At 53.6% G+C, this 26267-nt stretch carries 24 protein-coding genes; 18 read left to right on the top strand and 6 right to left on the bottom strand.

Features of this window, described 5'->3' with window-relative positions; genetic code table 11:
* Window positions 1-63: 63 nt before the first annotated feature.
* Entirely contained in the window at window positions 64-2106 is a 2043-nt protein-coding gene (locus tag MHI43_RS28365) for a beta-galactosidase (protein WP_036663821.1), read from the top strand.
* A 48-nt stretch (window positions 2107-2154) separates the two neighbouring features.
* Window positions 2155-4344 carry an alpha-galactosidase gene (locus MHI43_RS28360; protein WP_036663823.1) on the top strand — a complete coding sequence of 730 codons (2190 nt, stop codon included), beginning with the start codon at window positions 2155-2157 and terminating at the stop codon, window positions 4342-4344.
* Between the two features lie 148 nt (window positions 4345-4492).
* Here the strand turns inward: MHI43_RS28360 and MHI43_RS28355 are convergent, their stop codons facing one another.
* Window positions 4493-4834 carry a hypothetical protein gene (locus tag MHI43_RS28355; RefSeq protein WP_015737520.1) on the bottom strand — a complete coding sequence of 114 codons (342 nt, stop codon included), beginning with the start codon at window positions 4832-4834 and terminating at the stop codon, window positions 4493-4495.
* A gap of 193 nt (window positions 4835-5027) precedes the next feature.
* On the opposite strand from MHI43_RS28355, the gene MHI43_RS28350 reads away from it, so the two are divergent.
* Together MHI43_RS28350 and MHI43_RS28345 are read left to right on the top strand one after the other, a co-directional pair.
* Window positions 5028-5930, top strand: coding sequence for a hypothetical protein (locus MHI43_RS28350; protein WP_036663825.1), 903 nt, complete (start codon window positions 5028-5030; stop codon window positions 5928-5930).
* Window positions 5927-6481, top strand: coding sequence for a hypothetical protein (locus MHI43_RS28345; protein WP_036663827.1), 555 nt, complete (start codon window positions 5927-5929; stop codon window positions 6479-6481). Before MHI43_RS28350 ends, MHI43_RS28345 begins: the two co-directional genes overlap by 4 nt.
* Before the next feature lie 44 nt (window positions 6482-6525).
* On the opposite strand, the gene MHI43_RS28340 is transcribed toward MHI43_RS28345, so the two are convergent.
* Window positions 6526-6711 (bottom strand): hypothetical protein, encoded by a 186-nt coding sequence (locus MHI43_RS28340; protein WP_015737517.1) that lies wholly within the window; start codon window positions 6709-6711, stop codon window positions 6526-6528.
* 122 nt (window positions 6712-6833) lie between these two features.
* Between MHI43_RS28340 and MHI43_RS28335 the strand changes: the two genes are divergently transcribed.
* From MHI43_RS28335 to MHI43_RS28305, 7 genes are all read left to right on the top strand, one after another.
* Window positions 6834-7628, top strand: a complete 795-nt coding sequence (locus tag MHI43_RS28335) for a sulfite exporter TauE/SafE family protein (protein ID WP_081746330.1) — start codon at window positions 6834-6836, stop codon at window positions 7626-7628.
* Window positions 7629-7678: 50 nt separating this feature from the next.
* On the top strand, window positions 7679-8584 hold the full coding sequence (locus MHI43_RS28330; protein WP_036663833.1) for an aldo/keto reductase: 906 nt from the start codon (window positions 7679-7681) through the stop codon (window positions 8582-8584).
* 317 nt (window positions 8585-8901) lie between these two features.
* A complete protein-coding gene (locus tag MHI43_RS28325) occupies window positions 8902-9771 on the top strand; it encodes an ABC transporter ATP-binding protein (protein ID WP_036663835.1) in 870 nt (289 codons plus the stop codon).
* Window positions 9764-11965 carry a membrane protein gene (locus tag MHI43_RS28320; protein ID WP_036663837.1) on the top strand — a complete coding sequence of 734 codons (2202 nt, stop codon included), beginning with the start codon at window positions 9764-9766 and terminating at the stop codon, window positions 11963-11965. Before MHI43_RS28325 ends, MHI43_RS28320 begins: the two co-directional genes overlap by 8 nt.
* A gap of 88 nt (window positions 11966-12053) precedes the next feature.
* Window positions 12054-12743 carry a sigma-70 family RNA polymerase sigma factor gene (locus MHI43_RS28315; protein ID WP_015737512.1) on the top strand — a complete coding sequence of 230 codons (690 nt, stop codon included), beginning with the start codon at window positions 12054-12056 and terminating at the stop codon, window positions 12741-12743.
* Window positions 12724-13566, top strand: a complete 843-nt coding sequence (locus MHI43_RS28310) for a hypothetical protein (RefSeq protein WP_015737511.1) — start codon at window positions 12724-12726, stop codon at window positions 13564-13566. Before MHI43_RS28315 ends, MHI43_RS28310 begins: the two co-directional genes overlap by 20 nt.
* Window positions 13559-14416, top strand: a complete 858-nt coding sequence (locus MHI43_RS28305; RefSeq protein WP_036663839.1) for an ABC transporter ATP-binding protein — start codon at window positions 13559-13561, stop codon at window positions 14414-14416. Before MHI43_RS28310 ends, MHI43_RS28305 begins: the two co-directional genes overlap by 8 nt.
* Before the next feature lie 75 nt (window positions 14417-14491).
* Here MHI43_RS28305 and MHI43_RS28300 read toward each other — a convergent pair whose 3' ends face one another.
* Window positions 14492-14749 (bottom strand): DUF3949 domain-containing protein, encoded by a 258-nt coding sequence (locus tag MHI43_RS28300; protein WP_036663841.1) that lies wholly within the window; start codon window positions 14747-14749, stop codon window positions 14492-14494.
* Between the two features lie 240 nt (window positions 14750-14989).
* Between MHI43_RS28300 and MHI43_RS28295 the strand changes: the two genes are divergently transcribed.
* Together MHI43_RS28295 and MHI43_RS28290 are read left to right on the top strand one after the other, a co-directional pair.
* Window positions 14990-15817: an SDR family oxidoreductase gene (locus tag MHI43_RS28295; RefSeq protein WP_015737508.1), complete on the top strand. Its 828-nt coding sequence runs from the start codon at window positions 14990-14992 to the stop codon at window positions 15815-15817.
* Window positions 15818-15967: 150 nt separating this feature from the next.
* A complete protein-coding gene (locus tag MHI43_RS28290) occupies window positions 15968-17260 on the top strand; it encodes a homocysteine synthase (protein ID WP_009594125.1) in 1293 nt (430 codons plus the stop codon).
* Window positions 17261-17346: 86 nt separating this feature from the next.
* On the opposite strand, the gene MHI43_RS28285 is transcribed toward MHI43_RS28290, so the two are convergent.
* Complete coding sequence (locus MHI43_RS28285) at window positions 17347-17961, bottom strand: hypothetical protein (RefSeq protein ID WP_036663844.1); 615 nt, start codon at window positions 17959-17961, stop codon at window positions 17347-17349.
* Between the two features lie 187 nt (window positions 17962-18148).
* On the opposite strand from MHI43_RS28285, the gene MHI43_RS28280 reads away from it, so the two are divergent.
* From MHI43_RS28280 to MHI43_RS28260, 5 genes are all read left to right on the top strand, one after another.
* On the top strand, window positions 18149-19258 hold the full coding sequence (locus MHI43_RS28280; protein WP_036663847.1) for a hypothetical protein: 1110 nt from the start codon (window positions 18149-18151) through the stop codon (window positions 19256-19258).
* Window positions 19259-19599: 341 nt separating this feature from the next.
* Window positions 19600-21624 (top strand): heavy metal translocating P-type ATPase, encoded by a 2025-nt coding sequence (locus MHI43_RS28275; RefSeq protein WP_036663849.1) that lies wholly within the window; start codon window positions 19600-19602, stop codon window positions 21622-21624.
* A 130-nt stretch (window positions 21625-21754) separates the two neighbouring features.
* Window positions 21755-22819, top strand: a complete 1065-nt coding sequence (locus tag MHI43_RS28270) for a leucine-rich repeat domain-containing protein (protein ID WP_051425379.1) — start codon at window positions 21755-21757, stop codon at window positions 22817-22819.
* Between the two features lie 417 nt (window positions 22820-23236).
* A complete protein-coding gene (gene trxB / locus MHI43_RS28265; RefSeq protein ID WP_015737504.1) occupies window positions 23237-24178 on the top strand; it encodes a thioredoxin-disulfide reductase in 942 nt (313 codons plus the stop codon).
* A gap of 66 nt (window positions 24179-24244) precedes the next feature.
* Window positions 24245-24481: a glutaredoxin family protein gene (locus tag MHI43_RS28260; RefSeq protein WP_006212730.1), complete on the top strand. Its 237-nt coding sequence runs from the start codon at window positions 24245-24247 to the stop codon at window positions 24479-24481.
* 118 nt (window positions 24482-24599) lie between these two features.
* Here the strand turns inward: MHI43_RS28260 and MHI43_RS28255 are convergent, their stop codons facing one another.
* On the bottom strand, window positions 24600-24803 hold the full coding sequence (locus MHI43_RS28255) for a hypothetical protein (RefSeq protein WP_015737503.1): 204 nt from the start codon (window positions 24801-24803) through the stop codon (window positions 24600-24602).
* Between the two features lie 151 nt (window positions 24804-24954).
* Entirely contained in the window at window positions 24955-26127 is a 1173-nt protein-coding gene (locus tag MHI43_RS28250; RefSeq protein WP_036663851.1) for an ROK family protein, read from the bottom strand.
* Window positions 26128-26267: the final 140 nt, after the last annotated feature.

Genomic DNA, 26267 nt, shown 5'->3' with positions numbered 1-26267 from the left:
TGTCCGACAAGATAGGGGGTGGTACCTCTTTTCTATAGCAGAGTCTACGAAGGAGGCAATTCTATGATTAATCAACGTTTTCCTAAGATATGGTATGGCGGGGATTACAACCCCGAGCAATGGGACAAGGCAACGATGGAAGAGGACCTGCGGATGTTCGAGCTGGCGGGCGTCGACGTGGCGACCCTCAATGTATTCTCCTGGGCCAAAACGCAGCGCGATGAGGAAAGCTATGATTTCGCGTGGCTTGATGAAATTATGGACCGCCTGGCGGAGGAGCAGGTTCACGTCTGTTTGGCAACCAGCACGGGGGCGCACCCTGCTTGGATGGCCAAGAAATACCCGGACATCCTGCGCGTCGATTACGATGGACGCAAACGCAAATTCGGCGGCCGCCATAATTCATGTCCGAACAGCCCGACCTATCGCAAATACTCCGTGCTGATGGCGCGCAAGCTGGCTGAACGGTACAAGGATCACCCGGCGCTGGTCATCTGGCACGTCTCCAATGAGTATGGCGGGTATTGTTATTGCGACAACTGCGAGCGTCAGTTCCGCGTCTGGCTGAAAGAGCGTTACGGGTCGCTAGATAAGCTGAACGCCGCATGGAATACCGGGTTTTGGGGCCATACCTTCTACGAGTGGGACGAGATCGTGGTACCGAATGCGCTCAGCGAGGAATTCGGCGGAAACCGGTCGTTCTTCCAGGGAATATCGCTGGATTACCGCCGTTTCCAGTCCGACAGCCTGCTGCAATGTTACCGGCTGGAAAGAGATGAGCTGGAGAAGGTCACGCCGGATATTCCGGTCACCACCAATCTGATGGGCTTTTATCCGGAGCTTGATTACTTCGAGTGGGCGAAGCATATGGATGTGGTGTCCTGGGACAACTATCCCGCGATCGATACGCCGGTGAGCTTTACGGCGATGTCGCATAACCTGATGCGCGGGCTGAGAAGCGGACAGCCGTTCATGCTGATGGAGCAGACCCCGAGCGTTCAGAACTGGTCGCCCTATAACTCCGCGAAGCGTCCCGGCGTCATGCGGCTGTGGAGTTATCAGGCCGTAGCGCACGGCGCGGATACGGTCATGTTCTTCCAGCTCCGCCGTTCCGTGGGGGCGTGCGAGAAATTCCACGGCGCATTGATCGAGCATGTCGGACATGAGCATACCCGGGTCTTCCGGGAGTGCGCGGAGCTGGGGCAAGAGCTGCAGCAGCTCGGAGACAAGCTGCTCGACTCCCGTTCGGACGCCAAGGTGGCGATCATGTATGACTGGGAGAACCGCTGGGCGCTGGAGCTGTCAAGCGGGCCTTCCAAAGCCCTGAACTACGTGGATGAGGTTCATAAATATTATGACGCGCTGTATCAGCAGAATATCCAGACCGATATCATCAGCGTCGAAGAGGATCTAAGCAAGTATGATATAGTGATTGCCCCCGTGATGTACATGGTGAAGCCGGGCGTTGCCCAGCGCGTGGAGCAGTTCGTATCGCAGGGCGGTACCTTTGTGACCACCTTCTTCAGCGGCATCGTTAATGAGAACGATCTGGTGACGCTCGGAGGTCATCCGGGCGAGCTGCGCAACGTGACCGGCATATGGGCTGAGGAAATCGATGCCCTGCTGCCCGGAATGCAAAATCAGATCGACATGAAGCAGGATTGGGGATCGCTGCGTGGAAGTTATCCATGTGGAATTTTGTGCGATGTCATCCATGCGGAGACGGCGGAGGTTCTGGCTGAGTACGGATCCGACTTCTACAAAGGCACGCCTGTTTTAACGAAGAATGCGTTTGGCGAAGGGCAGGCCTATTATGTGGCCAGCAGTCCGGATGCGCAGTTCCTGCAAGGGTTTCTTGCCAATCTGTGCGAAGAACAAGGCGTGAAGCCGCTGCTGGATACGCCACAAGGGGTAGAGGTGGTGGAACGGGTGAAGGACGGAAACTCCTATCTGTTCATATTGAACCACAATGCCGAAGAGATGACGTTTGATGCAGGTTCTGCCAATTCATTCGATCTCCTGGGCAGCCGGCAGGTTACGGGCCATGTCACGATTCCGGGAAGGGACGTCATGATTCTGGAACGGGCTGCCGCCGCCCGGTCTTAAAGAGAGCAAGGAGATCTTACTCGGACCTTGGTTAGGGGGCAATAAACAGTGAGTATACATTTTCATGAGGATCTGGGGATATTCCATCTCCAGAGCGATCAGTCAAGTTATGTGATTGAGCTGGTGCGCGGCGTATATCCGGCGCATGCCTATTGGGGACGCCGGATTCGCGATAACCGCGTCCTAGGATTGCTGGAACGGAGGGGAAGAGCATCCTTTTCGCCGACGCCGTTTCGCGAGGATGCTTCCTTCTCCCTGGACAGTTTGCCTCAGGAATACCCGGGCTATGGCAGCGGCGATTTTCGGCAGCCTGCATATCAGGTGCAGCTGGCTAACGGGACCACGGTCACCGAGGCGGAATATGTCCGTCACCGGATCTACAGCGGCAAGCCGAAGCTTGAGGGCTTGCCTGCCGTATACACGGAACAGGATGACGAGGCGGATACGCTGGAGCTGGAACTGTTTGATCGGGTAAGCGGTTTGACGATTTATTTGTCTTATACGGTCATGAAGGCGTTTGACGCTATTTCCCGCTCCGTATCCTTCCGCAACGACAGCAAGGAGAACATGACGCTGCTGCGTGCCATGAGCGCTAGCGTGGATATGGATCACAGCCGTTATGACCTGCTGCATCTCCATGGGGCATGGGCGAGAGAGCGCCATGTGCAGCGCAGAAGACTATCCCCGGGCATGCAGGGCATCGAGAGCCGCAGGGGGTCAAGCAGCCATAACCACAATCCGTTCCTAGCGCTGCTGTCCGAGGGGGCAGGCGAAGAGTTCGGCGAGGTGTACGGCTTCAGTCTGGTATACAGCGGCAGCTTCTCCGAACAGGTCGAGGTGGACCAATACGATACGGCCCGGGTCACGATGGGATTGAATCCGTTCGATTTCACGTGGCTGCTGGAGCCGGGACAGTTGTTCCAGACGCCGGAAGCGGTGATGGTCTTCTCGGCGGAGGGCCTGGGCGGCATGTCCAGACGCTATCACAAAATGTACCGCACAAGGCTGTGCCGGGGGCAATTCCGGGATGCCACGCGCCCGGTGCTGGTGAACAATTGGGAAGCAACCTACTTCAACTTCAATGCCGATAAAATCGAGCAGATTGCAAGCGCGGGACGGGATCTCGGCATCGAGCTGTTCGTGCTGGACGACGGATGGTTCGGCAAGCGCAACGACGATACGACTTCCCTCGGGGATTGGGTCGTTGACAAGAACAAGCTGCCCGACGGCCTCGAGGATCTCGTGAAGAGGGTCCGCGGTCTGGATATGCAGTTCGGCTTGTGGTTTGAGCCTGAAATGATATCGCCGGACAGCGATCTGTACCGTCAGCATCCCGACTGGTGCCTGCACGTCGAAGGGCGCCGGCGGACGGAAGGGAGACAGCAGCTGATCCTGGATTTCTCCCGCCAGGAAGTAGGCGACGCGGTGGCCGATATGGTTCGCGGCATCCTGAGAAGCGCCCCGATCACCTACGTGAAATGGGACATGAACCGGAACATGACGGAGATCGGCTCGGCTGCGCTGCCGCCTGAGCGCCAGCGGGAAACGGCCCATCGCTATATGCTGGGTCTGTACAGGGTGATGGAACAGCTGACGACGGAGTTCCCGCATATTTTGTTCGAGAGCTGCTCCGGGGGCGGCGGACGCTATGATCCGGGAATGCTGTATTACATGCCGCAGACGTGGACAAGCGATAACTCCGATGCCGTCAGCCGATTGAAGATCCAATACGGAACGAGCCTGGTTTATCCGCTTAGCTCCATGGGAGCGCATGTGTCCGCCGTTCCGAATCATCAGGTGCACCGGAATACTTCGCTGCGGACGAGAGGACACGCGGCAATGTCGGGCAATTTCGGTTATGAGCTGGATCTGACGGCCTTCAGCGAACAGGAGAAGGAGGAGGTCCGCGAGCAGGTAATGCTATACAAAGAGATTCGGCATCTTGTGCAGTTCGGGGATTTCTACCGTCTTCGGAACCCGTTCGAAGGGAATGAAGCGGCCTGGACGATCGTCTCCGAGGATCGCTCGGAAGCGGTGCTGTATTATTTCCGCATCTTAAGCGAGGCGAATGAGCCGATTCGGTGGCTGCGTACGATGGGGCTGGATCCGGAAGGGGATTACAAGTGCCTGGAGGACGGGAACATCTACGGCGGAGACCGGCTGATGAACGCCGGCTTGGCCGTTCCGCCGATGCACGGCGATTTCCAAAGCTTTATCTGGAGATTCGAACGGGTATAAGTTGTTTACTAAAAGCCTGCGGAGGCTATCTGTGTCCCTAGCGCAACGTTATATCAAGGTTGATCCAGCATCAAGCTGTATAGAAGCCAAAAGAACCGCCAGAGAAGCACTCTCTGGCGGTTCTTGCTGTTTCTATAACCGGCTGCTTTCAGGTCGCCGTGATGGAATAAATGCCGCGTTCCGTTGTGAGCACCACTTGACGGTCTTGAATCTCCGCGGCCGTTAACCCGTCCAGCCCGATGACGAAGGCATTGCTTGGCAGCGGGGCTTCGTGGCCTGCCGTGATGACCACGCCGGGGCCGTGCAGCAGAAGAGCGTGGCGATCTCCATACCCGTCGATGGACTGCGCTTGCTGCTGCTGATGTTCAAATCGTTCCAGCCGTAATTCAACCTGGTCTTGATCCTTCTCTTCTTGTTTGGATATGTGCAGCGTGCGGTTGCTATTGGATTGAAGCCAGTTCGTAACCTCTTCGATCGATGGATTCATCATGGACACCTTCCTTGATTTTAGGGTGGCTTCAACTAGTCTGTCCACGAATAGGGTTCGTTATTTTAATTCGGACCGGGTTTCTCCCGCAGGAAGTCGACGGAAAAATTAACGCAGTTCAAACCCTCTTCTTCGATATTACGTGTTAAGATAGTTAAAGAATATGGAACAAACGCATGCTACATATGGAGGGTCTATGGGCAAGAAATGGTATTACGTGCTCGCCATCCTGCTCGCAGCCTGCAGCTGGATCGGGAATGTCTGGTATTACGAAGCCAACCAACTGGGAAGAACCGTATTCCTCGAGCATCATGTGGAGACAAGGGAAGGGGGAGGCCGCGTATTCGACTTGTATTATGTGGAGGACAAACAAGCAGATAAGAGGCTGAGCTCCATCCGGATCGAAGGTTACCCTGGACAGATCGTCACGCCCTATCCCCAATATGCGGAGTATCAGAGGCAGTACTTAGGAAAAATAATGGTGAACTTAAATGCCCCTGAGAAAAAAGGGACGGGAGAGAAGCTGGAGGAGCCAGTTCTCATTCGGGAAGTTACCGCGCTTTATTCCGACGGAAGCTCGGAGCAAGTGAATGTCGGGGAAATATACGTTTGGCCCGGCGTATATCGTCAGGAAGAGCAAGATCCGATATCGTGGACATCCGGCGGATCTTCCTCCGATCATTCGGGATACGACTCCGCTGTTTTGAAGCGTCCGGTACAGTTAACGGCGTTCTCCTCGAAACTGCTGGATATCGATCTAGAGGGGCATCTCCGAATCTATGCCGACATTTCAAGTCAAATACCAGGTACCAGCTACCGGTCGCAGCCTTCGGAAGCGCACATCGAGTTAAGAGGCGAGCCCATCGATGAGATTCAGCTTCCACTTAACATTCATAAAGGGGATTCCATTAGAATCAGCCACCAATTTGATATGCCGTCGCTTGAGAAGAGTTTGCAGGTTTACCAGCTCCTATTGAAAACAACCTTTATGGAGGAAAGCGGTCGCCAGTGGCATGGAGAAACGGTAATTCCCTATCACCCGAGACCGACAGATCAAGAATTGTCGGAATTTGTCCGGGATAGCAGGAGGACACCATGAGTAGGGCTTACGGGCGTATGGGCTGGGGCCTGTTGATTGTACTTGTCGACTTTAAGCTGGACTCGGTGGATATGTTGCCCGATATGCTCGGGTACCTGCTGATCGCTTCGGGATTATGGCGGCTCCAGAAGTTGAACGGATATTTTAAGGCAGGGCATCTGTCGGCTTGGCTGCTGATGACCTGGTCGGTGTTACAATTGTTTTGGTTTACCGGAGCGGGGATAGACGGCTTACCCGTGCAATCCGCGAAGGATGTATGGATCCAGCTGCCCGCCCTCTGCTTGCATACCGTATTGATTTACGGAATTTGCAGAGGCATCCAGGCGCATTTCGCGGGTAACGCGTCCGGACTGGATCACAAGGCAAGCTTCCGGCTGGGCTTATTTATGGCGGGACAGCTCCTGTGGCTGATTGTGTACCCATTCGTTTTAAATCTGGATTCGGGCGATATGTTCCTTGTGTTCTTTCTGTGCTCGCTTATCGTAATGGCGGCCGAGATCGCGGTTCTGCTCCTGGTCAGGCTTGCCGTACGGGAATCGACCGAGATTTAGGAATAAAGCGCTATACCCAGGTTTGTTAACGATTATGAAATCAATCATGTTGAACCATTGTCTTTGCTGGGATGATACACGATCGTAACGCCCAGCTGGTTATATATTTCTTCGGTGTAGTGGTGATCCGGGCAGTGCTTGATCGTTGCCATGTCTTCTTGCCTGGAGATCAGCTTCTGCTCGCAGTCGGGACAGCGGTCCTGGAAAAGAAATTTCAGCTTATTCAACATGATCACCACACACCTCCTTAATTTCCGATATAAATACTTGGGTTTATTATAAATCAACAGCGAGGCACATTCAATAGCAATGTGCCCCGGCAACGATATCAAATGAACGGAGATCGATCACCTTGATAGTGCAACTTGTAGTCATGGTCTTTATAGGTATCATCGGTTCTTTTTTCTCAGGGCTGCTGGGAATAGGCGGGGCGATCATTAATTTCCCCCTGCTTCTATATGTACCGTCCTGGTTTGGACTGGAGGCCTTCACCTCCAAGGAGGTCGCGTCCATCAGTATGCTGCAGGTATTTTTTGCTTCCTTGTCAGGCATGCTAACCAATCGGATGAGTTCGCGCGGCGGTGAGTCGTACGTTCACAAGCGATTGGTCATCCAGATGGGGGCCAGTACCCTAATTGGCAGTCTGATCGGGAGCCTGTCCTCGATGCTCATGACGAGCGGAACGATTAACGTGATTTATGGATTTCTGGCGGTAATCGCGGTGTTATTGATGATTGTGCCGACCCGGGCATCCATGGAGAACAGATCGGTGAGCGAGGTGACTTACCATGCATGGATTGCAATGGGAGCTGCCTTTATTGTCGGCGGCATTGCCGGAATCGTCGGGGCCGGCGGCGCCTTTATCCTGATCCCCATTATGCTGACGGTTCTTAAGATCCCGACGCGAATCACCATCGCATCCTCGCTCGCGATCGTCTTTCTGTCCGCGGTCGGGGGCGTTATCGGCAAAATCGCCTCGGGCGACATTCCGATTTGGCCGTCCCTGTTTGCCGTTGCCGGAAGCTTGATGGGCGCCCCCATCGGCGCGATTATCAGCCGCAAGATGAACGTCCGCCTGCTGAGGTACGCCTTGGCTCTTCTCATTGCGGTGACGGCGGTCAAGATCTGGATCGATATTTTAGGGTAAGTAAAGAGGTAGAACCTTATTCATCATGATGGAAGAGGAGGAGATGAACGATGAAAACCAATCGGCTGGGCTCTTCGGAATTGTATGTAAGCGAAATCGGGCTGGGCTGCATGTCGCTGGGTACGGACGAAGGACAAGCGGTGAAGCTTATTCATGAAGCGTTGGATCAGGGCGTGAATTTTCTGGATACGGCGGACCTATATGATGCAGGCCGTAACGAGGAACTGGTAGGCAAAGCGGTTCAGGGCCGGCGCGAGGACGTCATCATCGCCACCAAAGTGGGCAACCGCCGCGTGCCGGGACGGGAGGGCTGGGTATGGGATCCTTCGAAGGACTACATCAAATCAGCCGTTAAGGACAGTCTGCGCAGGCTGGGTACGGATTATATCGATCTGTACCAGCTTCACGGGGGGACGCTGGATGATCCGATCGAAGAGACGATTGAAGCTTTTGAAGAATTGAAGCGGGAAGGGTGGATTCGATATTACGGCATATCGTCCATCCGGCCGAACGTCATCCGCGAGTATGTCGCTAAATCCCATATCGTCAGCGTCATGAGCCAGTACAGCATCCTGGACCGGAGACCGGAGGAAACGGTCCTTGATCTGCTTGAGGAGAACGGAATATCCGCGATTGCCCGGGGTCCCGTTGCCCGCGGCATCTTGTCGGACCGAGGACAAGCCAAAGCCGAGAAGGGATACCTGGATTACAGCAAACAAGAGCTGCTCGACGTGCTCAAGAGGCTCGAAGCGTTCGGAAGAGGCCGGGATTTGTCCCAGCTGGCGATTCGTTATGCTTTGACCCATGCCGCTGTTGCCTGCACCATTCCCGGAGCAAGCTCGCTTGAACAGCTGCTGCATAACCTGGCTGCGGGGGATATGGAAGCTTTATCTCCTCAGGACATCCAATCGATCCAGGCGATCAGCCGCGCCAACCAATATGAGGCACATCGGTAACACCGGGAGCGATAAGCGTGTGAATGGTCTATCCCGTTAATCTTTTGGGGCATGAAATATTTATGGCCTGAAGATTTACGGATGAACCGCATCCCCGCATGTTATAATATCTGGATAAGAGCCTGACGTCAGGCGAAATAGTTCATGCCCGCAATCCGCTTTTAGGATCACGGGCTTTTTTGTACCTTATTTGTACTTTATCAATAAATTGGCGTCAAACCTTGGGGAATGTCAAACTTTTTGAAGCGATGGTTCGTTCCAAGGAACGTAAACCGCGCGGCTTATGCCATAATCGTACATGGTGAAAGGATTCTAGAATGATTACCATTGAGCATCTATCAAAAACCTATCGCAAGGGCGCTTGGGCGCTCTTGGATGTTTCATTACAATTGGATAAAGGCATGACGGGTCTGCTAGGACCCAATGGCGCCGGCAAAACAACCTTAATGCGCATCCTGGCAACCTTATTGACGCCGACCTCCGGGCAGGTGAGGGTGAACGGAATATCCCTTGGACGGCCGGAGGAGATTCGGCAGATGATCGGTTATTTGCCGCAGCATTTTCACATTTACCCGCAGCTGACCGGGAGAGATTATCTGGATTATGTGGCGGCCATGAAGGGGATCACGGACCGGAGCGCCAGGCTGAAGGAGATCTCCAGGCTGCTTGAGATGGTCAATCTTCAGGAGAAGGCGGACAAAAAAGTGCGTACGTACTCGGGGGGCATGAAGCAAAGATTGGGCATAGCCCAAGCGCTGCTCGGTTCCCCGGATATTTTGATCGTAGACGAGCCGACGTCGGGGCTGGATCCCCAGGAGCGTGTCCGGTTCCGGAATGTGTTAACCCGTTTCAGCATCGACCGGACGGTCCTGTTGTCCACTCATATCGTAGCGGATATCGAGAGCAACTGCCGTCGCATCGCCGTAATGAACAAGGGGAGATTGGCCATGAACGGCAGCCTGCCCGAACTGCAGGCCTGCGGGAAGGGACAAGTGTGGGAAGCGGTGATGGGCCATGAAGAATTTGCCTTGATGGATCCTATGTCCGTCGTGTCCACTCGAACGGTACCGGAAGGCGTGCTTTGCCGGTTTATCAGTGCAGCGGCCCCCGTGACCGGCGCGTTTCCGGCGGATCCGACCCTGGAGGACGGCTATCTGGCTCTGCTGCGGAGGGATCGCCATGCATAAGTGGTGGAGGCATAGTCTGTTGGAGCTGCGGCTTTTGTTCGGCAATCCCTTGTTTGCCTCGCTTCCGGTCCTCTACGCGATCCTGTTCATCGTCATCATGCTGCAGGCGGCAAGCGGAAATGGACCGAATCATAACCTGTATTCGGCTGCGTATTCCTTTCACATGCTGGGTCATACGATGACGCTGGGTCCGGCGATGTTAATCGGCATCTTGTCCATCCGGCGGGATGTCCGCCGTCGGTCGTTTGAATGGAACCACAGCCTGCCTGTGTCCTTCTTCACCCTGCTGTCGTCGAAATATGCGGTCAGCTTGCTGTACTTTTCCCTGTTTACCCTCTCGACGTCGGTTATATTCTATATCCTGTCGGTCAGCCAGGGGATAGCCGGTGATATCGCGATGGTGCATACGATGCAATTCGCGGTGCAGTATGAGGTTTCCTATATGGTGACGCTCGCGCTAGCGATGCTCCTCGGGGCAAGCATACCGAACCGGATCGTGTATTTGATCGGTTTCTGTGCATGGATGTTTGGAACGTTTTTCATGGAAATTTATTTCATCAGCGAATTAAGATGGATGCCGGCCCAAGTGTTCCACCTTAACCAATTCTTCCTTCAATCCAATCGGTTTGAATATGAGAATTGGGGGTACGGCCTGCTATCCAAAGATATCCAGCTGTCCCGTTGGTTCGTGCTGGCTTTCACCTTCCTGCTGCTGACGGTGTGTTTGTTCTTGTTAAACTCGAAGCGCCCCACGATGCTGAAAAAGGCAGGGTGGCTGGGCGTGCTGGGGGCTGTCGTGTTGACGGCAGCCGCCGCCGTGCCCTACGGGACGCTTTGGGCGGAACGATATGCCCAAATTGATGCGAAGCTGGAGGACCCGACGATTTCTTATGTCGATGATCCTGAAAATATAGCCTTCTATCATGTGTCTTCCTATGACATCAAGCTGAAACAGCTGCCAAACGACGAGCTACGCGTGACGGCGAAGCTAACGATACCGGCCTCCGAAATATCGGGCATGAGGCAGCTGCCGTTAACCTTGAACCGGATGTTCAAGCTTGAACGTGTCCAACTCCAGGGCATCGATGCTCCTTATCGCAGACAGGGAGAGCGGATATCGATCAGGATGGTTGGCGATGCCAAGGGAGGGGACCTTCAAGCCGAGCTGGAATATAGGGGCAAGGTGATGGATTTTATGGCCGGGTACTCCAATGAAGAATTTGCGGCCTATAGCGTGGGGCCTGAAGTTAAGCTGGAGGGACATATGGCCTGGTATCCGCTTCCCGGTCATCAGGAGGTATATTTAAAGAGTGACAACGGAGACCTTTCGTCGAAATACGTTTATCTGGGCTGGCAATACGGCAAGCTGCGCTACTCTGACGGAGAGATGAAGCTGGTGGTGGAGGGTTATCCTCAACCCTTGTATACGGGAATGAAAGAGCTGGAGCGGAAGCCGGGTTACCAGCGGTTTGAGGACAGGGAGATCGAGCAGAATATCTCTCTGTACGGGGGACAATTCTGGAAGGAAATCCACCGGAATGATCTCCCGATTACCATCGTGACAACGCCTTATTTGGAGAAGGCATCCGTATCGCTGCTGAGGGATATGAAAAAGAAATATGACTATTTTTCCGAGTGGGTGCCCGAGTTCAACAGCAGCGTCGAGAAGATCTTGTATTTGGGCCAAGGTTTTGATTACCCTCAGGTGAATCATCGCCTGATTCTGTCCTCGAACCACTACACCTATAACTTCGCGAATTTGCCCGGCGAATGGATGAACTCGATTCTGTTCGGCAACCAGGGTGCGTTCCATTATAATTTTGAGCATCCGGAACAAGACGTGCGCGGAAAGATCAGCAGTCTTTTCTGGTATGTATATTACGTGGAGGAGAAAGGGCTTAGCGATAAACAATTAAGATCGGCCTACGGAAATCTCCGGTCGGTACAGCAGCTGTTGTTCAAAAACGGAAGCGGGGAGGATCCCCAGAACCAAATAGGCATAAGTATGGCCAGACAGGTTAGAAAGGCGCTGGAGGAAGGCAGAGGGAATCAGGTCAAAGAGCTGCTGGTGCAGTTTTATGGGCAGGGACTGATGCTTCCCGACACCGAACGCAACCCGTCCTTACGACCGGAGAAGCCGATCACGTACAAAGACTGGCAGCAGAAGTGGGATGCCATGATGAATGTCAAATAATGACGACTATGCACCTGCACGCGGTCGGTTATAATTGAGAAATAGTTATAACGGAAGATGAGAATGCATGTAGAAAGGGGGGGAAGGCATGATTTCCGATCAGCAGCTGTCCGAACGCATGGCTGCCGGCGACCAGGAAGCGTTTGAAATGCTGGTGACGAGGTACCATGGTCCGCTGCTCAGTTATACGACCCAGAGGCTGGCCGACAGGCAAAAGGCCCAGGATATCGTTCAGGAAACCTTTATCCGGCTCATCCGGCATCTGAAGCAGCACGGGACGCTCGAGCATGTTCGCTCCTGGTTGTACCGCGTCGCTCTGAATATGTGCAAGGATTATTGGAAAAGCGCATCCTACAGGTCCGAAGGTCTTGCGGGTGAGGAAATGCCGGATGCATACGACCCTGAACCGGGCGCGGAGGAGCTTGTGGAAAGACAGGAAACTTCCCTCGAAATTGCGGCGTCGCTCGAGACCTTGCCCGATATACAACAGGAAGTCATATCGCTTCGGTTCTTTCATGACCTGAAGCTGCAGGAAATCGCCGACCTGGTCGACCTCCCCTTGAGTACGGTCAAAACGCATTTATATAACGGCTTGAGAAAGCTAAAGAAAACATTGTCCACGGAGCATTCCGATTTGGTTCCCGTCCATTCGTCCCGAAGGACGCGGGAGAAGAATCCTCAGGAACAGGTACGGAACCGCTCCAAGTCGGAAGAGTCTGATTCGCAGAGCAAAGTAAAAGAAAGTGAGGTGTATCTCCATGGATCATCCATTCGATAATGAATTGAGAAGACTTGAAGACGAGCTTCGCGGCCCGCTCAGACGCGCGGCTCTTCCGTCGCCGACGCCGGATGAGACGGCCCAGCTCATCGCGTCCCTTCAGGGGGAGTTCAATCAGCTCCGGATTGAGCCCGAGTCTCCCAAGCTGGATTTTAATCCGCAGGTCGACCCGCCCTCATTGAAACAGATCCTTCGGAGCCAGATTCGATTGAATCAAAGATCCATTCTGCTCACGGCAGGCGCGGTATTCTGCATGCTGGTCATGCTGATCGATCCGGAATATCCGCTTGATCAATTTGCCGGATTGCCCGGCGGCATTTTTCCATTGATTACCCCTCTGCTGCTGATCGTATCGATGCTGTTCAGCAGCCGAACCTGGGATAAAGGGATGCGGGCCGTGGAGACGCTGACCCCTTACCCGCCGGCACTGGTCTTGTATACCCGCCTGCTTCTCGTGACAGGCATCGTCGTCGGAATGGCCTTGCTCAGTACCCTTGCGCTCGGGCTTCGATCCATCCAAGCAGAATCCTCCCGCTTTTTATTCGGACCGTTTATTCTGGAGTGGATGGGCATTCTGCTGGTGACGGGAGGGGCCGCGATGTATATGCTGTTTCGCAAAGGCATGGTCTATTCGCTGATCTCGGCGGTGTTGGTGTACGGCATGTGGATCGTGATACAGGGCCAGATCGTGGACCACGGCGTTTCCATGAGCGGCAAGATGCTGACGGACATGTCCCTGCTTGTGATCGGCTTGATTCTGCTGATTTCTTCCTACGGACGCAGCTTGAAGTTGAACGGAGCCTGGAGATTGGCGAATGATTAGGCTGGAAGGACTGGAACGGCAGGCAGGTACGTACCGGCTTGAAATCGAGAAAGCGGAGATTCAATCCGGCCTGAACCTCATCGTGGGGGCGAACGGCGCCGGAAAAACAACCCTGATCGAGCTGCTGACCACGCTGCAGGCACCCGATGCAGGCGAGATCCTATACAGCGGGCGCAGGGCAGGGGATCATTTGCCGCTAATCCGCAGTCAAATCGGGTATGTTCCGGCGGATATCGAGCTGTATGGAGATATGAAGGTCGGCAAGCTGCTGACCTATATGGCCGAATTGAAGGGCGTGTTTAACCCGGAGGCTATTGACAGGCTGATGGCGGACTTTCGGCTGGAGCCTTTCCGCAAGAGCAAGGTCAAGAATTTGTCGCAAGGGGTGCAGCGGCGCATTGCCGTCGTACAAGCGCTGTTGGCCTCGCCGTCTTTTCTGTTCTTGGATGAGCCTTTGAACGGCATGGACGCGGAGGAGCGCAAATTTCTCATCACGTATCTGACCAAATACGCCCGGGGCCGTATGGTGATCGTTGCGGCCCACGAGCTGAACGAATGGGAAGAGGCGGCGGATACCGTGATCTGGATACACCGCGGCCGCCTCCGGTTTATCGGTTCGCCGACCCAATGGAAGCTGAATGTGGCCTCCAGCGTCTGGGAAGGCGAGATCGATTTGGAAGACTTTGAGCGGATACCGCAGGAGCTGCTGATTCATTTTCAAATGACGGAGCATCGGATGAGAGTCAGGCTGATGGGGAAAAAGCAGCCGGGTCCCGAGTTCATGGAGAAGGCGCCTACACTGGAGGACACCTTTTTCCTACATATGAACGCCTTAGCCAGACGCGGCTGAGTATAGCTTGGATCATGAAAAATCATCGCCTTCATTCGGGCGATGATTTTTGCGTTTTCATTCGTTTAAATTCGCCTACTTGGTCGTTTTTCCGCTCTTATGCCTCCAATTATAAATCCACGAAGCAACCATGGTGGAAGGCAAAAACAAGACTTGCGTATTGTAGTGGAGCTGTTCTTCTTGAAACGACATGTTGTTGTAATACGTTTCCTGATCGCCCCCCTGCTTTCGGGGATCTTCCTTTAACGCTGCAATATACCGGTACTGTACGGGAATCATGATCAGGAATGCGGCGACCAAAACGCCCGCAATAATCCACATCTCAGAACTCATACGTACACGCTCCTTTGGTTTATCGTATATGGAAAGCCATATTAATATACACTACGTATAAATCTCGGAATGGATTCAAATATTTACCATATGAACGCCCGTCATGCCGATTTTATCTATCGAAAGCCAATCATCCGTTTCAGAACAGGGTAAGGAAGGGTAGGCACGGTGCGCGTCATCGTTGAACGGCGGCAAGCGACTGTGGCATGAAAGAATGAATTCGGAAGGGAGCGAGAAATCATGGGAACCGTAAGTAAACAGGGAACGGAGAAGGTGGCGCTGGTAACGGGCGCTGGCGCGGGAATCGGACGAGGCATTGCCAAGGTGCTGGCTGAAAAAGGCTACCGGCTGGCGATGACCTACAATTCGAGCAAAGAAGGAATCGTGGATGTAGCGGAGGACATCGGCCATACCTATGGCAAGGAGCCGCTTATTATTCAGAGCGATTTAACCGTTCGCAGCGAAGCGGAGAATACGATACGAAAGACGCTGGAGGAATTCGGCCGGATCGATTTGCTGGTAAACAATGCCGGTATCGGTCTATACGACGAGCTGACAGAGCTTGAAGAGGATGCGCTGGACATGACGATTCATCTTGATTTCCGGGCGCCGATGCTGCTCAGCAAATATGCGGTTCGGGAGATGATCGCCCAAGGAATTCCGGGAAATGTCATTTTCATTACGTCCTCCCGGGGAGAGAGAGCCTATCCGAAGGACAGCATCTACGGCGGCATGAAGGCGGCGCTGATCCGCGCGGCGCAATCGCTGGCGCTGGAATGGGCGCCGCATGGCATCCGCGTAAACTGCGTGGCACCGGGGGCAACCGTTCACAAGCCGGACCAATCAGCAGAGGACGAGCCGCTGGGAAGAAAAATTCCGCTAGGAAGGCTCGGCACGCCGTCGGACATCGGGGAAGCCATCGCTTGGCTGTGCTCAGATGCGGCTTCCTACATTACCGGCATTAACCTTCGTATTGACGGCGGCCTGATCTTGCCGGGCATGCCCGAGGATACGTCCCCGGAAGCCGGATATGGATGGGGTAAAGTTTATCAAGAGGAGAAGGAATGAAGGGGTTTTCAAACCTCATGCATAATAAAATATTATATTCCGATGAAATTAGTTGGGTATCACTCTTTTCAAACGAAGGAAAGTATGAGAGAATGGGAGAAATTATGAAATGATCTTACTTTCCATATGAAGAAAAGGGAGGAAATACCCATGTCAGAAGAACGCCAATTTTCCATTGAAACGCTAGCGGTTCACGCCGGTCAGGAGCTTGACCCGACCACATTATCCCGCGCGGTCCCTCTTTACCAGACTACTTCCTACGGGTTTAAAGACAGCGAGCACGCAGCTAATCTGTTTGCGCTTAAAGAATTCGGCAACATCTATACGCGTATCATGAACCCGACCACGGATGTATTCGAGAAACGGATTGCAGCGCTTGAAGGCGGGGCCGGAGCACTGGCGACATCTTCCGGGCAGGCAGCCATCACCTTCTCCATTCTGAACATCGCGGGTGCAGGTGATGAAATCGTTTCCTCCTCGAGCTTGTATGGCGGCACTTATAATTTATTTTCCAATACGCTGGCGAAGCTGGGCATCAAGGTCCATTTCGTGGATTCCACGGATCCGGAGAATTTCCGCCAAGCGATCAACGGCAAGACGAAGGCGCTGTTCGCCGAAACGATCGGCAACCCGCAGGGGAATGTGCTGGACGTGGAAGCCGTTGCGGCCATCGCGCATGAGAACGGCATTCCGCTGATCGTCGACAATACGTTCCCTAGCCCGTATCTGCTGCGTCCGATTGAATATGGAGCGGATATCGTCGTTCATTCCGCGACCAAATTCATCGGCGGCCACGGCACTTCCATCGGCGGGGTCATTGTCGATAGCGGTAAATTCGATTGGACGGCTAATGACAAGTTCCCGGGATTGACGCAGCCGGATCCAAGCTATCATGGCGTCGTGTATACAGAAGCCGTAGGCCCGATCGCTTACATTATCAAAGCGCGTGTGCAGCTGCTGCGGGATATCGGCGCGTCGCTGTCCCCGTTCAATTCCTGGCTGCTTCTTCAAGGGCTGGAAACGCTGCATCTCCGGGTGGAGCGCCATAGCGAGAATGCGCTGAAGGTTGCCAAGTATCTGGAGAATCACGAAGCCGTGGAATGGGTCAGCTATGCAGGGCTGCCGAGCCACCCTTCGTATGAGCTGGCGCAAAAGTACCTGCCGAAGGGCCAAGGCGCCATTCTGACCTTCGGCATTAAAGGCGGGGCAGCAGCAGGGCAGAAGGTGATCGAGAACGTGAAGCTGTTCTCCCACCTTGCCAATGTCGGCGATTCCAAGTCGCTTATCATCCATCCGGCCAGCACGACGCATCAGCAGCTGTCCGAAGACGAGCAGCTTACGGCAGGCGTCAATCCGGAACTGCTGCGTCTGTCGATCGGGACCGAGTCCATCGACGATATTTTGTACGATCTGGAACAAGCGATTGCGGCCAGCCAGAAGTAAGACAATCCTGCTATATCGATAGGTAAGACAAAGGGCGCTTTCCCTCTTGGGGGAAGGCGCCCTATTTTTGTGATGCCACACGGCAGTTACCCCGTTGATTCGATGTAGTCGATCCAGGGATGACCTTCCGGAAATTGCGTGCGGAGCGATTGGGCCAGCCACTCTATAGCCTCATGGTCCAGGGTGGGGAGGACCGTCCTGAAATCCCGCTCGTCTTTATCGCGGATGTTCCTGCTGCCTCCTTTACACAGGAGTTGTATTTCCGGCTTCAGGTAGGGGATTCCTTGGTCTGTCTTCAACAAGATATCGCGAAGCGGTCTTCGGATCGACGGTTGCCGGTGATAGACCCAGCAATCCTGTTCGGTTTCCGTCAACATGAGCTGGAATGCAAATGGAGCTTTGTCATTCCTGCTGACCCATACGTCCCCGACGGAATGCAGATACTCGCCTTCTTCCCATAACGACAAGTTTCCTTGATCGGCTTTGTACAGCGTCCATTCTTTGGTTAAGGCGGCGTAAACATCGGCCTGCTCTTCGCGATGGATCAGGATATCGGTATCGCTGTGTTCTCTGGTCTGCTCTCCCAAATGCAAATCTAACGCCCATCCTCCTGCGATATACCAATGTACGGGGATTTTCGCAAAAATCCCGGCAGCCTCCGATACGCTGACGGGTTCCCAATGGTCATAATCGGTTCGCATGTCCATTCCTCCTCTTTGTTCTCTCGCTTCGGGCCCGTTCCTCCATTATAGATGGTCGGGAAATGGTCGGGGCGGATATTTTTTCAGCCGGCGTTTATCCCATGCACTGTATATTTCCAATTGTTTCATAATAACCTGTAAAGAAGCGTTTATCCAATTCAAGGTGAAAGGGAGTAGAAGGATAACCATGACGGAAAGGCATTGGGGAGCAGGCAGTGAATTGGGAGAGCGTTTATGGGAAGATAAGAAGTTTATCGGAGCAGAGGACATCACGGCAAACGATTTTTCTCCCGAGACGGATCTGCTGAAGCATTTTGCTATGGCAGGAGGAGTCACCCATGAGGAGGTATTGCTGTTACTGGCATCGCCTGACGACATTGAAGAAGCCCTTAGGGTTTCGGGGATTCGTCATAACGGCACGGACAGACCTTCCTTGACCCGACTGCTGGGGTGGAGTGACAGGAACCGAAGACTGAAAGTCATGAGCCGATCCGCGGATCCTGAATCCATAACACGTGATCTCGAGCAGGGTGCTCAGGGAATCGGACTGATACGCGGTGAGGATGCTTTGCAGCATGGCCTGCTGCAGGAGGTATATTCGGCATGGCTGAATTCACGGAGCGCGGAGAAGAGCGCTTTGTTAAGACGGAGACTCATTATGTTATGGGTGACGTATTGGGTGTCGGTGTTTCAAGCGGCAGCCGGAGCCCGATGCGCGATCAGTTTGCTGCAAGATGCCCGGCTTTCCAATACGATGGATTTACGCGAGGCGCAGGATGCTCAGCTTGAGTCCTTGTTCCGGGCGATGGAGCAGTGCGGGGCGGAAGGCATAGACTGCCATTTAGAGCTGTTGGCTGTGCGTCCTGCACATGCGGATGAGTTTATATCGATCCATAATTTTATCGAAGAAGTGGCGGAGCAGACCTTGATGGATCAGAAGCGTTTTGTCCGAATCCGTTACGGGGCGCTGCTTGGCGAAGGAATGAGCCCGTCGGCTGCGGCGGAGATTGCCCGTTTGGCCGATGTGATGGTATTCGATTGCGAAGGAATGGGGAATTCGGCATCATCGGATGAAGCAGGTCAGAAGGTCTCGGCGTTCTCGGAGATGATCAGTCGAATCAGACGAACGAAGCCGCAGTTGACGCTCCGGATCAATGGCGTGGGCACTGCTGATTTGCGGATGGTGTACCGGCAGGGCATACACGAGGTATGCTGTCATCCTTCGGAACTTGCGGCCATACGGATAACCGGCGCAAGATTGGAAATGCGGCGCAGATGTTCTTCGATCGTCGATTGATGGAATGAGAGCGCTTTATACGGTTTGGTTCATAAGAGAGGTCCTTGCGAAGAAATCGCTAGGACTTTTTTTTACGTTTGGTAGCTCATATGCCTCATAAGTGTGGACAACAACTCCGATAGTGTTCTTCAGAATTTAAAATGACGTGAAAAATATGGTTTACAAATGAAAGCAAAGTGAGTATGATACATATAAAGTTGTACAAAGGAAAATAAATTGTATAAGTTCAAAAATGATTCTCATTCTCATTTAGCATGCTGCTCCGGCCTAGCCGGGGCAGCATGTGTCATTTTAAGGGTAGTAATAATGGATTTCATTCTCAACTAGGAAGGTGATTGGTTATGCAATGGATACAAAGTCAAACGACAACTGGACGCATATCGACAATAGAAAATGGAGCCGATCCGCGTGAGCCGAGGCAGCCGGGGAAATGGGATATCCGCAGCCTGCTGAGCAATGCGGAGGTAGTGGCTGCGCTGGGCAGCGGTTTGCTGATGCTGGTCGCCTGGTTGACCAGCCAATGGTCTGAGCCGCTCTCCGTTGTGCTGTACGTGATATCCTACGCCGTCGGCGGATGGGTGAAAGCCAAAGAAGGCGTCGAGACTCTTCTGAAGGAACGCGATCTGGATGTGAACCTGCTGATGATCGCTGCCGCTATGGGGGCTGCGGCGATCGGATATTGGAACGAAGGCGCGATGCTGATCTTCATCTTTGCCCTCAGCGGAGCGCTTGAGAGTTATACGATGGAAAGAAGCCGCAAGGACATCTCGTCCTTGATGGAGCTGCAGCCGGAGACGGCCCTTCGCATCGAGAAGGGGGAAATGGTGTCGGTATCCATCAACAAGCTGGAGATCGGCGATCTCATTCTGGTGAAGCCGGGCGAGCTGATTCCGGCAGACGGCAAAATCTATCGCGGCAGCTCCTCCGTAAACCAGGCCTCCATTACCGGCGAATCCGTGCCGGTCGATAAGTCCGTAGGCGATGAAGTGTTCACAGGCACCTTAAACGGGGAAGGGGTCCTGTACATCGAGGTTACCCACTCGGCGGAATCTACGTTGTTCGCCAAGATCGTCCGGCTGGTGGAAGAAGCGGAGAACGAGGTGCCGGAATCGCAGCGGTTCATCAAGCGGTTCGAATCGATTTATGCCCGCGTCGTAGTCATTGCGACCGTGGCGCTGATCGTTCTGGCCACTCCCGTTCTGGGATGGGATTGGGATACTACCTTCTATAAAGCGATGGTGTTTCTCGTTGTGGCATCCCCTTGCGCGCTGGTGTCTTCCATTATGCCAGCGATGCTGTCGGCGATTTCCAATCGCGCCCGAAAGGGTGTCTTGTTCAAGGGCGGCGCCCATATCGAGAATATGGCGCGCACGGCCGTTGTCGCATTTGATAAGACCGGTACCTTGACGCTCGGCACACCCATGGTTACGGATTTTATCGCAGGTGAGGGATGGGATCGGCACGAACTGCTTGGCATCAGCGCTTCCATCGAACGGATGTCGAAGCACCCGCTGGCTTTAGCGATTGTCCAATCAGCCGAGAAAGAGGGAGCACCGCTGCAGCAGGTAGAGAACGGTCAGTCCGTCACTGGCTGGGGCATGCAGGCGGAAGTTGCGGGAGTCACCTGGAAAATAGGCAAAAGCGATATTCTGGATGAAGGGACCGGAGATCAGCGTTCGAGTGCGATTTCCGATCAAGATGAAAGCTTGGGCGCGGTTCAAGAGAGTCGCCAGCACTGGCTGTCCATTCGGAACACGCTGGAATCCGAAGGCAAAACGGTATCCGTTATCCTGAAAGGGGACAGCATCGTGGGCATGATCGCGCTGCAGGACGCGGTCCGTCCTCAGGCGGCCATGGCCGTTAAGCGGCTCCAGCAGCTGGGCATCAAGGTAGCGATGCTGACGGGGGACCGTAAGGCGACGGCAGAAGTCATCGCCGAGCAAAGCGGCGTCGACATGGTGTTCTCCGACCTGCTGCCGGAAGATAAGGTTACCCATATTAAGGACCTGCGTGCCCGTTACGGCCATGTGGTCATGGTGGGGGATGGCGTGAACGATGCACCGGCACTGGCCACGGCAACCGTCGGCATCGGCATGGGCGTTTCGGGAAGCGGAACCGCGCTGGAGGTGGCGGATGCGGTGCTGATGAACGACAACATCGATGAAATCGCCGGTACCGTCAAAGTGGCACGCAAGGTTCAACGCATCGTGAAGCAAAACATGATATTTGCCATTACCGTCATCTTGACACTGATTGCAGCCAATTTCATCGAAGGCGTAGCGCTGCCGCTCGGGGTCATCGGCCACGAAGGAAGCACGATTCTGGTCATCCTGAACGGGCTGCGCCTCCTGCGCAGCAGCCGTTAATGGACTGAGTATCATCTGCAATGACAAAGCGTCCCCTTCTTTTCCTTGCTGGAGAAGAAGGGGATTTTACTGTGGGCAGCGAAATAAACAGGCTGCTTGAAATCGTGGAAGATGAGAGGTGATCAGCAATATGGCATTCTTTTACGACTCTCCAAGGGGAGCAGCTTATTCCTGGCTGATTGATTATGCGATGGAGCGGTCGGCGGTATTCGTGCTGGCAAGGCGTGGAGAATTCCGGCTCATGGAGGAAGCCGAGCGTGTGTTTTCGCTGCTTGAGCCTTATCTGATTCAAGAACGCAAGATTAGCGAGCACGATATCATGAAGCGATTGGATGAGGAGACCGTGCGTGGCAACGGGATTGAATACGGAGCGGGCACTTACTATATTTATAAATGCTGCGAGGAAGCCGCTGTTGTGTTGAAGCAGGCGGCGGATGATCTGTTTGCATGGCAGCATCCCCATCTGCCGGAGGATTTGAACTTTTGGGATCAGGATGGACAGGACCTCTTACATAATGTAGCTCATGAACGAATGGGCGGGCTTCAGATCGGCCAAGAAGAAGCCGAGAACATATCGGCCATGGTTCAGGGCCTGTTTCTAAGCCGTCCGGAACATAAGAAATTTGAAGTGTTCTGGCAGGATGTATTGTTCCATAAACCGCGCAAACTTGAAATTTTCGGTTTTGGCATCCAAGAGATTCCTGAAAGCATCGGAGAGCTGAAGGAGCTGAAGGAGCTTATGATCCATGAAAGTTACGTCACCAGACTGCCTGCGGCCCTGTTTGGTCTTACGGAATTAGAGGATTTGACGGTATATACGGAGGATCTGGTGGAGATTCCGGCGGAGATCGGTGATTTGACCAAGTTAAAACGCTTGAATATCGCGTGCGGGAGTTATCATGGACCTACAGATCATGTGATCCGGAGCGAGGAAGTATCGCTCACGCGGCTCCCTCCCGAGATCGGACGATTGAGGTTGCTGGAGCTGCTTAGTATTAATTACACGGGGATTATGGAACTTCCCATGGAGATGGGGCAGCTGCAGAATCTGAGTTTCCTTGACCTAAGCAGAAACCAACTCCAGAGCGAGCCGGAATTCATAGAGAAACTGACGGGACTTTCGTATGTTAATCTGTCGGATAACCGGTATAACCCAAGTCCTCAAAATCAGCATTGGGGTGATTACACTGAATAATCGGAGAATAATCGGAGCATCTGGAAAATAATGACCTAGCTAAGAATCCCTCTGAGCTCGCATGGCGAGTACAGGGGGATTTGTGCAGTATCGCGTTTTGCTTCGGAACTTCATCAAACATTCATCTTCCCACCGTTAATCGTGTGGTGGAAGTCTTTTCGTAACCCAAAATTCTTCTAACCTGATCTCAGCGCACTCCTGACCTCGAAGTAAACGTTTTACAACGAGGTGTTCTTTCGAGCACGAGATTCATTTATTCAAAATAGTAAATTCCCCAGCGGTTTATGAAGAATGGATTAACAATATTTGCAGTTAGGGTGTGATGTGACATATTGACAGACGGCTCCGATATAACCATAATTAATATTAATTTATAATGATTATAATTAAGTGTTCCATATATAGGAGGGAAACGATATGTACAAATCCGTTATTATAGGCACAGGCCCTGCCGGGCTTACGGCTGCCATTTATCTGGCTCGCGCGAATTTGAGCCCGCTCGTCATTGAAGGTCCGCAACCTGGCGGACAGCTGACAACCACGACCGAAGTTGAAAATTTCCCGGGGTTTCCCGAAGGCATCATGGGTCCTGAGCTGATGGACAATATGCGTCAGCAGGCGGAACGTTTTGGCGCGGAATTTCGTACAGGCTGGGTGAACAGCGTGGAATTCGGAGAGCGTCCGTTCAAGTTGGACGTTGACGGAATGGGCGAGGTGGTTGCCGAGACGCTGATCATCTCTACGGGCGCAACCGCCAAATATCTCGGCATTCCAGGAGAGCAGGACAATGTGGGACGCGGCGTCAGCACTTGCGCAACCTGCGACGGATTCTTCTTCCGCGGGAAAGAGATTGTTGTTGTCGGCGGCGGCGATTCCGCGTTGGAGGAAGCCAACTTCCTGACCCGCTTTGCATCCAAAGTAACGCTGGTTCACCGTCGGGAGGAGCTTCGTGCATCGAAAATCATGCAGGATCGCGCCCGCGCCAACGAGAAAATCGAATGGGCATTGAACCGCACGCCGCAGGAAGTCATTGCGGACGAGACAGGCGTTAAGGGCATCAAAGTGCTCAACAATGAGACCGGCGAAGAAGAGACGATCGCGGTCAGCGGCGTGTTCGTGGCGATCGGCCACCATCCGAACACCGGTTTCCTTGGCGGAAGCATTACGACCGACCCGAACGGTTATATCGTAACGACACCGGGAACATCCGAAACGAATATCCAAGGCGTATTTGCTTGCGGCGACGTTCAGGACACCCGTTACAGACAAGCGATCACGGCAGCGGGAAGCGGCTGTATGGCGGCTATGGATGCGGAGAAATACATCGAGAGCTTGGAACACAGCGCTGTCGTGTTGTAAACTGATAGATAGAGATCGAACCGGCTGTAAGCAGCCCAAATCATGAGTAGAGGAGACTGACCGACCATGGAAAACGTGATTGTATACACTTCGAACAACTGCCCGCACTGCAAACAAGTAAAAGGCTTCTTGTCCGATCAAGGCATCGAGTTTGAAGAGCGCAACATCGAGCAGAACGACGAATTCGCGCAGCAAGTATGGGATATGGGCGTTCGCGCGGTACCTCTCACCATCATCGGTGAGCACCGAATTCTTGGCATGAACAAGCTCCAGTTCAACAAAGCGTTGAATCCGGAAGCTTAATCTCATCAGCAGATGGCAAGCCAATCGCTTGCTTATGATAAAAAGCTCCTTCCCGAGGTTCGGGAAGGAGCTTTTTGTGTTGCCGAGCTATGCTGCCACACGTTCGTACAAATCATGTTCACTTGCTGAAAAACAGACTCATGATGAACTGGAATACAACGTATGCGGCCACGCCGGAGCCGAGGAGAATGAAGCCGGCTTTTTTCTTGCCTTGAAAAAAACGCATGATGGCGAGACTGAACAAAGGTGCGATAACTAGGAGACACAGCAATACGGTCACAAACATTTCCGCCGATATTTCCGCAGTGCTTACATAGGTCATTTGAGCGTTTCCTCTCCCTTTAGTATAACGATCGCACGTTTCTCACGAAGAGAATCGTGATTTAAATTACAGGATGAGATTAATTATAGCGGAAAATCGCTGGATTTTCCTTAAGATGCTGGTCGCTAATTACGACAAAATATCGTCAATTTTAATGAATCGGCATGGAAACCCGTACCGGGCCAAGAAATTGCGAAATGGCAGAGTAGGCCGCACCGATCATGGTAGAACGGCTGCCCAGCTCCGCAAACCGGATCTCCATCCGCTCGCGGTGGTAAGGTAGCGTGCGCTGGGCAACGACCTGCTGGAGCGTTTCTTCGATCCAAGCCCGGGCGTCGGACAGCGGACCGCCAATGATGACCGATTGCGGATTGAATCCGTTGACAAGATTGGTTATGCCAATGCCGAGATAGCGTCCAAGCTCCTCGAAATGCCGGATCGTATCCTTATGGCCGAGCTCGGCATGATGCACAAGCTCGGACGTCCGCCTGGACGGAAGAACGGCATCTTTGCCGTCGTAGGATTTCTCCGAGGCGTACAGCTCCCAGCAGCCGCGGTTGCCGCAGCTGCATTCCCGTCCCTCGGCTTCGATGGACATATGGCCGCTTTCGCCGGCATATCCGCGGGCTCCCTTATAGAGCTCGCCATTGATGATGATGCCGGAGCCGATACCGCTGCCGGCACTGATATAGAGGAGATGGCGGGCGTCCCGGCCGGCTCCGAAGCGGAGCTCGCCCTGGGCACCCGCGTTCGCTTCATTGTCGATGGTGACGGGGAGTCCGAGCTCGAGCTCGAGCTGCTCCTGCAGCGGAACCATGTCCCACCCCAGGTTGGGGGCGAAGAGGACGGTGCCGTCGCCGTCGACCATTCCCGGGACGCCCACGCCGATCCCGATGATGCCGTACGGGGAGGGAGGGGCCTGACGCATCAGGCCGTGGATCATGCCCACCATCAGCCTCGTCACCGATTCAACGTCGTGCGCTTCAAGCGCCGTGTCCTCTTCGGCAAGGATCCGTCCTTCCAGATCGGTAAGCACGGCGGTTATCTGCTTCACGCGCAGCTCGACGCCGATGGCATACCCGGCTTGTCCGTTAAACAGCAGCAGCTGCGGCTTCCTGCCGCCGCTGGATTCGCCGGGCCCGATTTCCTGGACCAGGTGGTTGCTGCAAAGCTCCTGCACAAGATTGGAGACGGTAGCCTTGTTCAGGCCTGTCAGCTTGGACACCTTCGCCCGGGAGACCGGCGCGTGTTGACGTATCGTATCGAGAATGATGGAAGTGTTTATTTTTTTGACCAGAGCCTGGTCACCGGTAATATTCGTCATGTGTACTCATCCTTTTAGTCTTGCTTTCCTAATCCAGTTAGGCTTGTGAGACTTGATATGCTCATAGTCTAGGGGCAAAGCCGGGAAAATGCAACAGCCCGTAACGCAGCTTAAGTCACGGAATCTTTAATGAGCCGGGT

The organism is Paenibacillus sp. FSL H8-0457, assembly GCF_038051935.1.
GTDB lineage: Bacteria > Bacillota > Bacilli > Paenibacillales > Paenibacillaceae > Paenibacillus_AQ > Paenibacillus_AQ lautus_A.
Note: the sequence above shows the minus strand (reverse complement) of the source record. Positions and strands in the feature narration are given on the sequence as shown.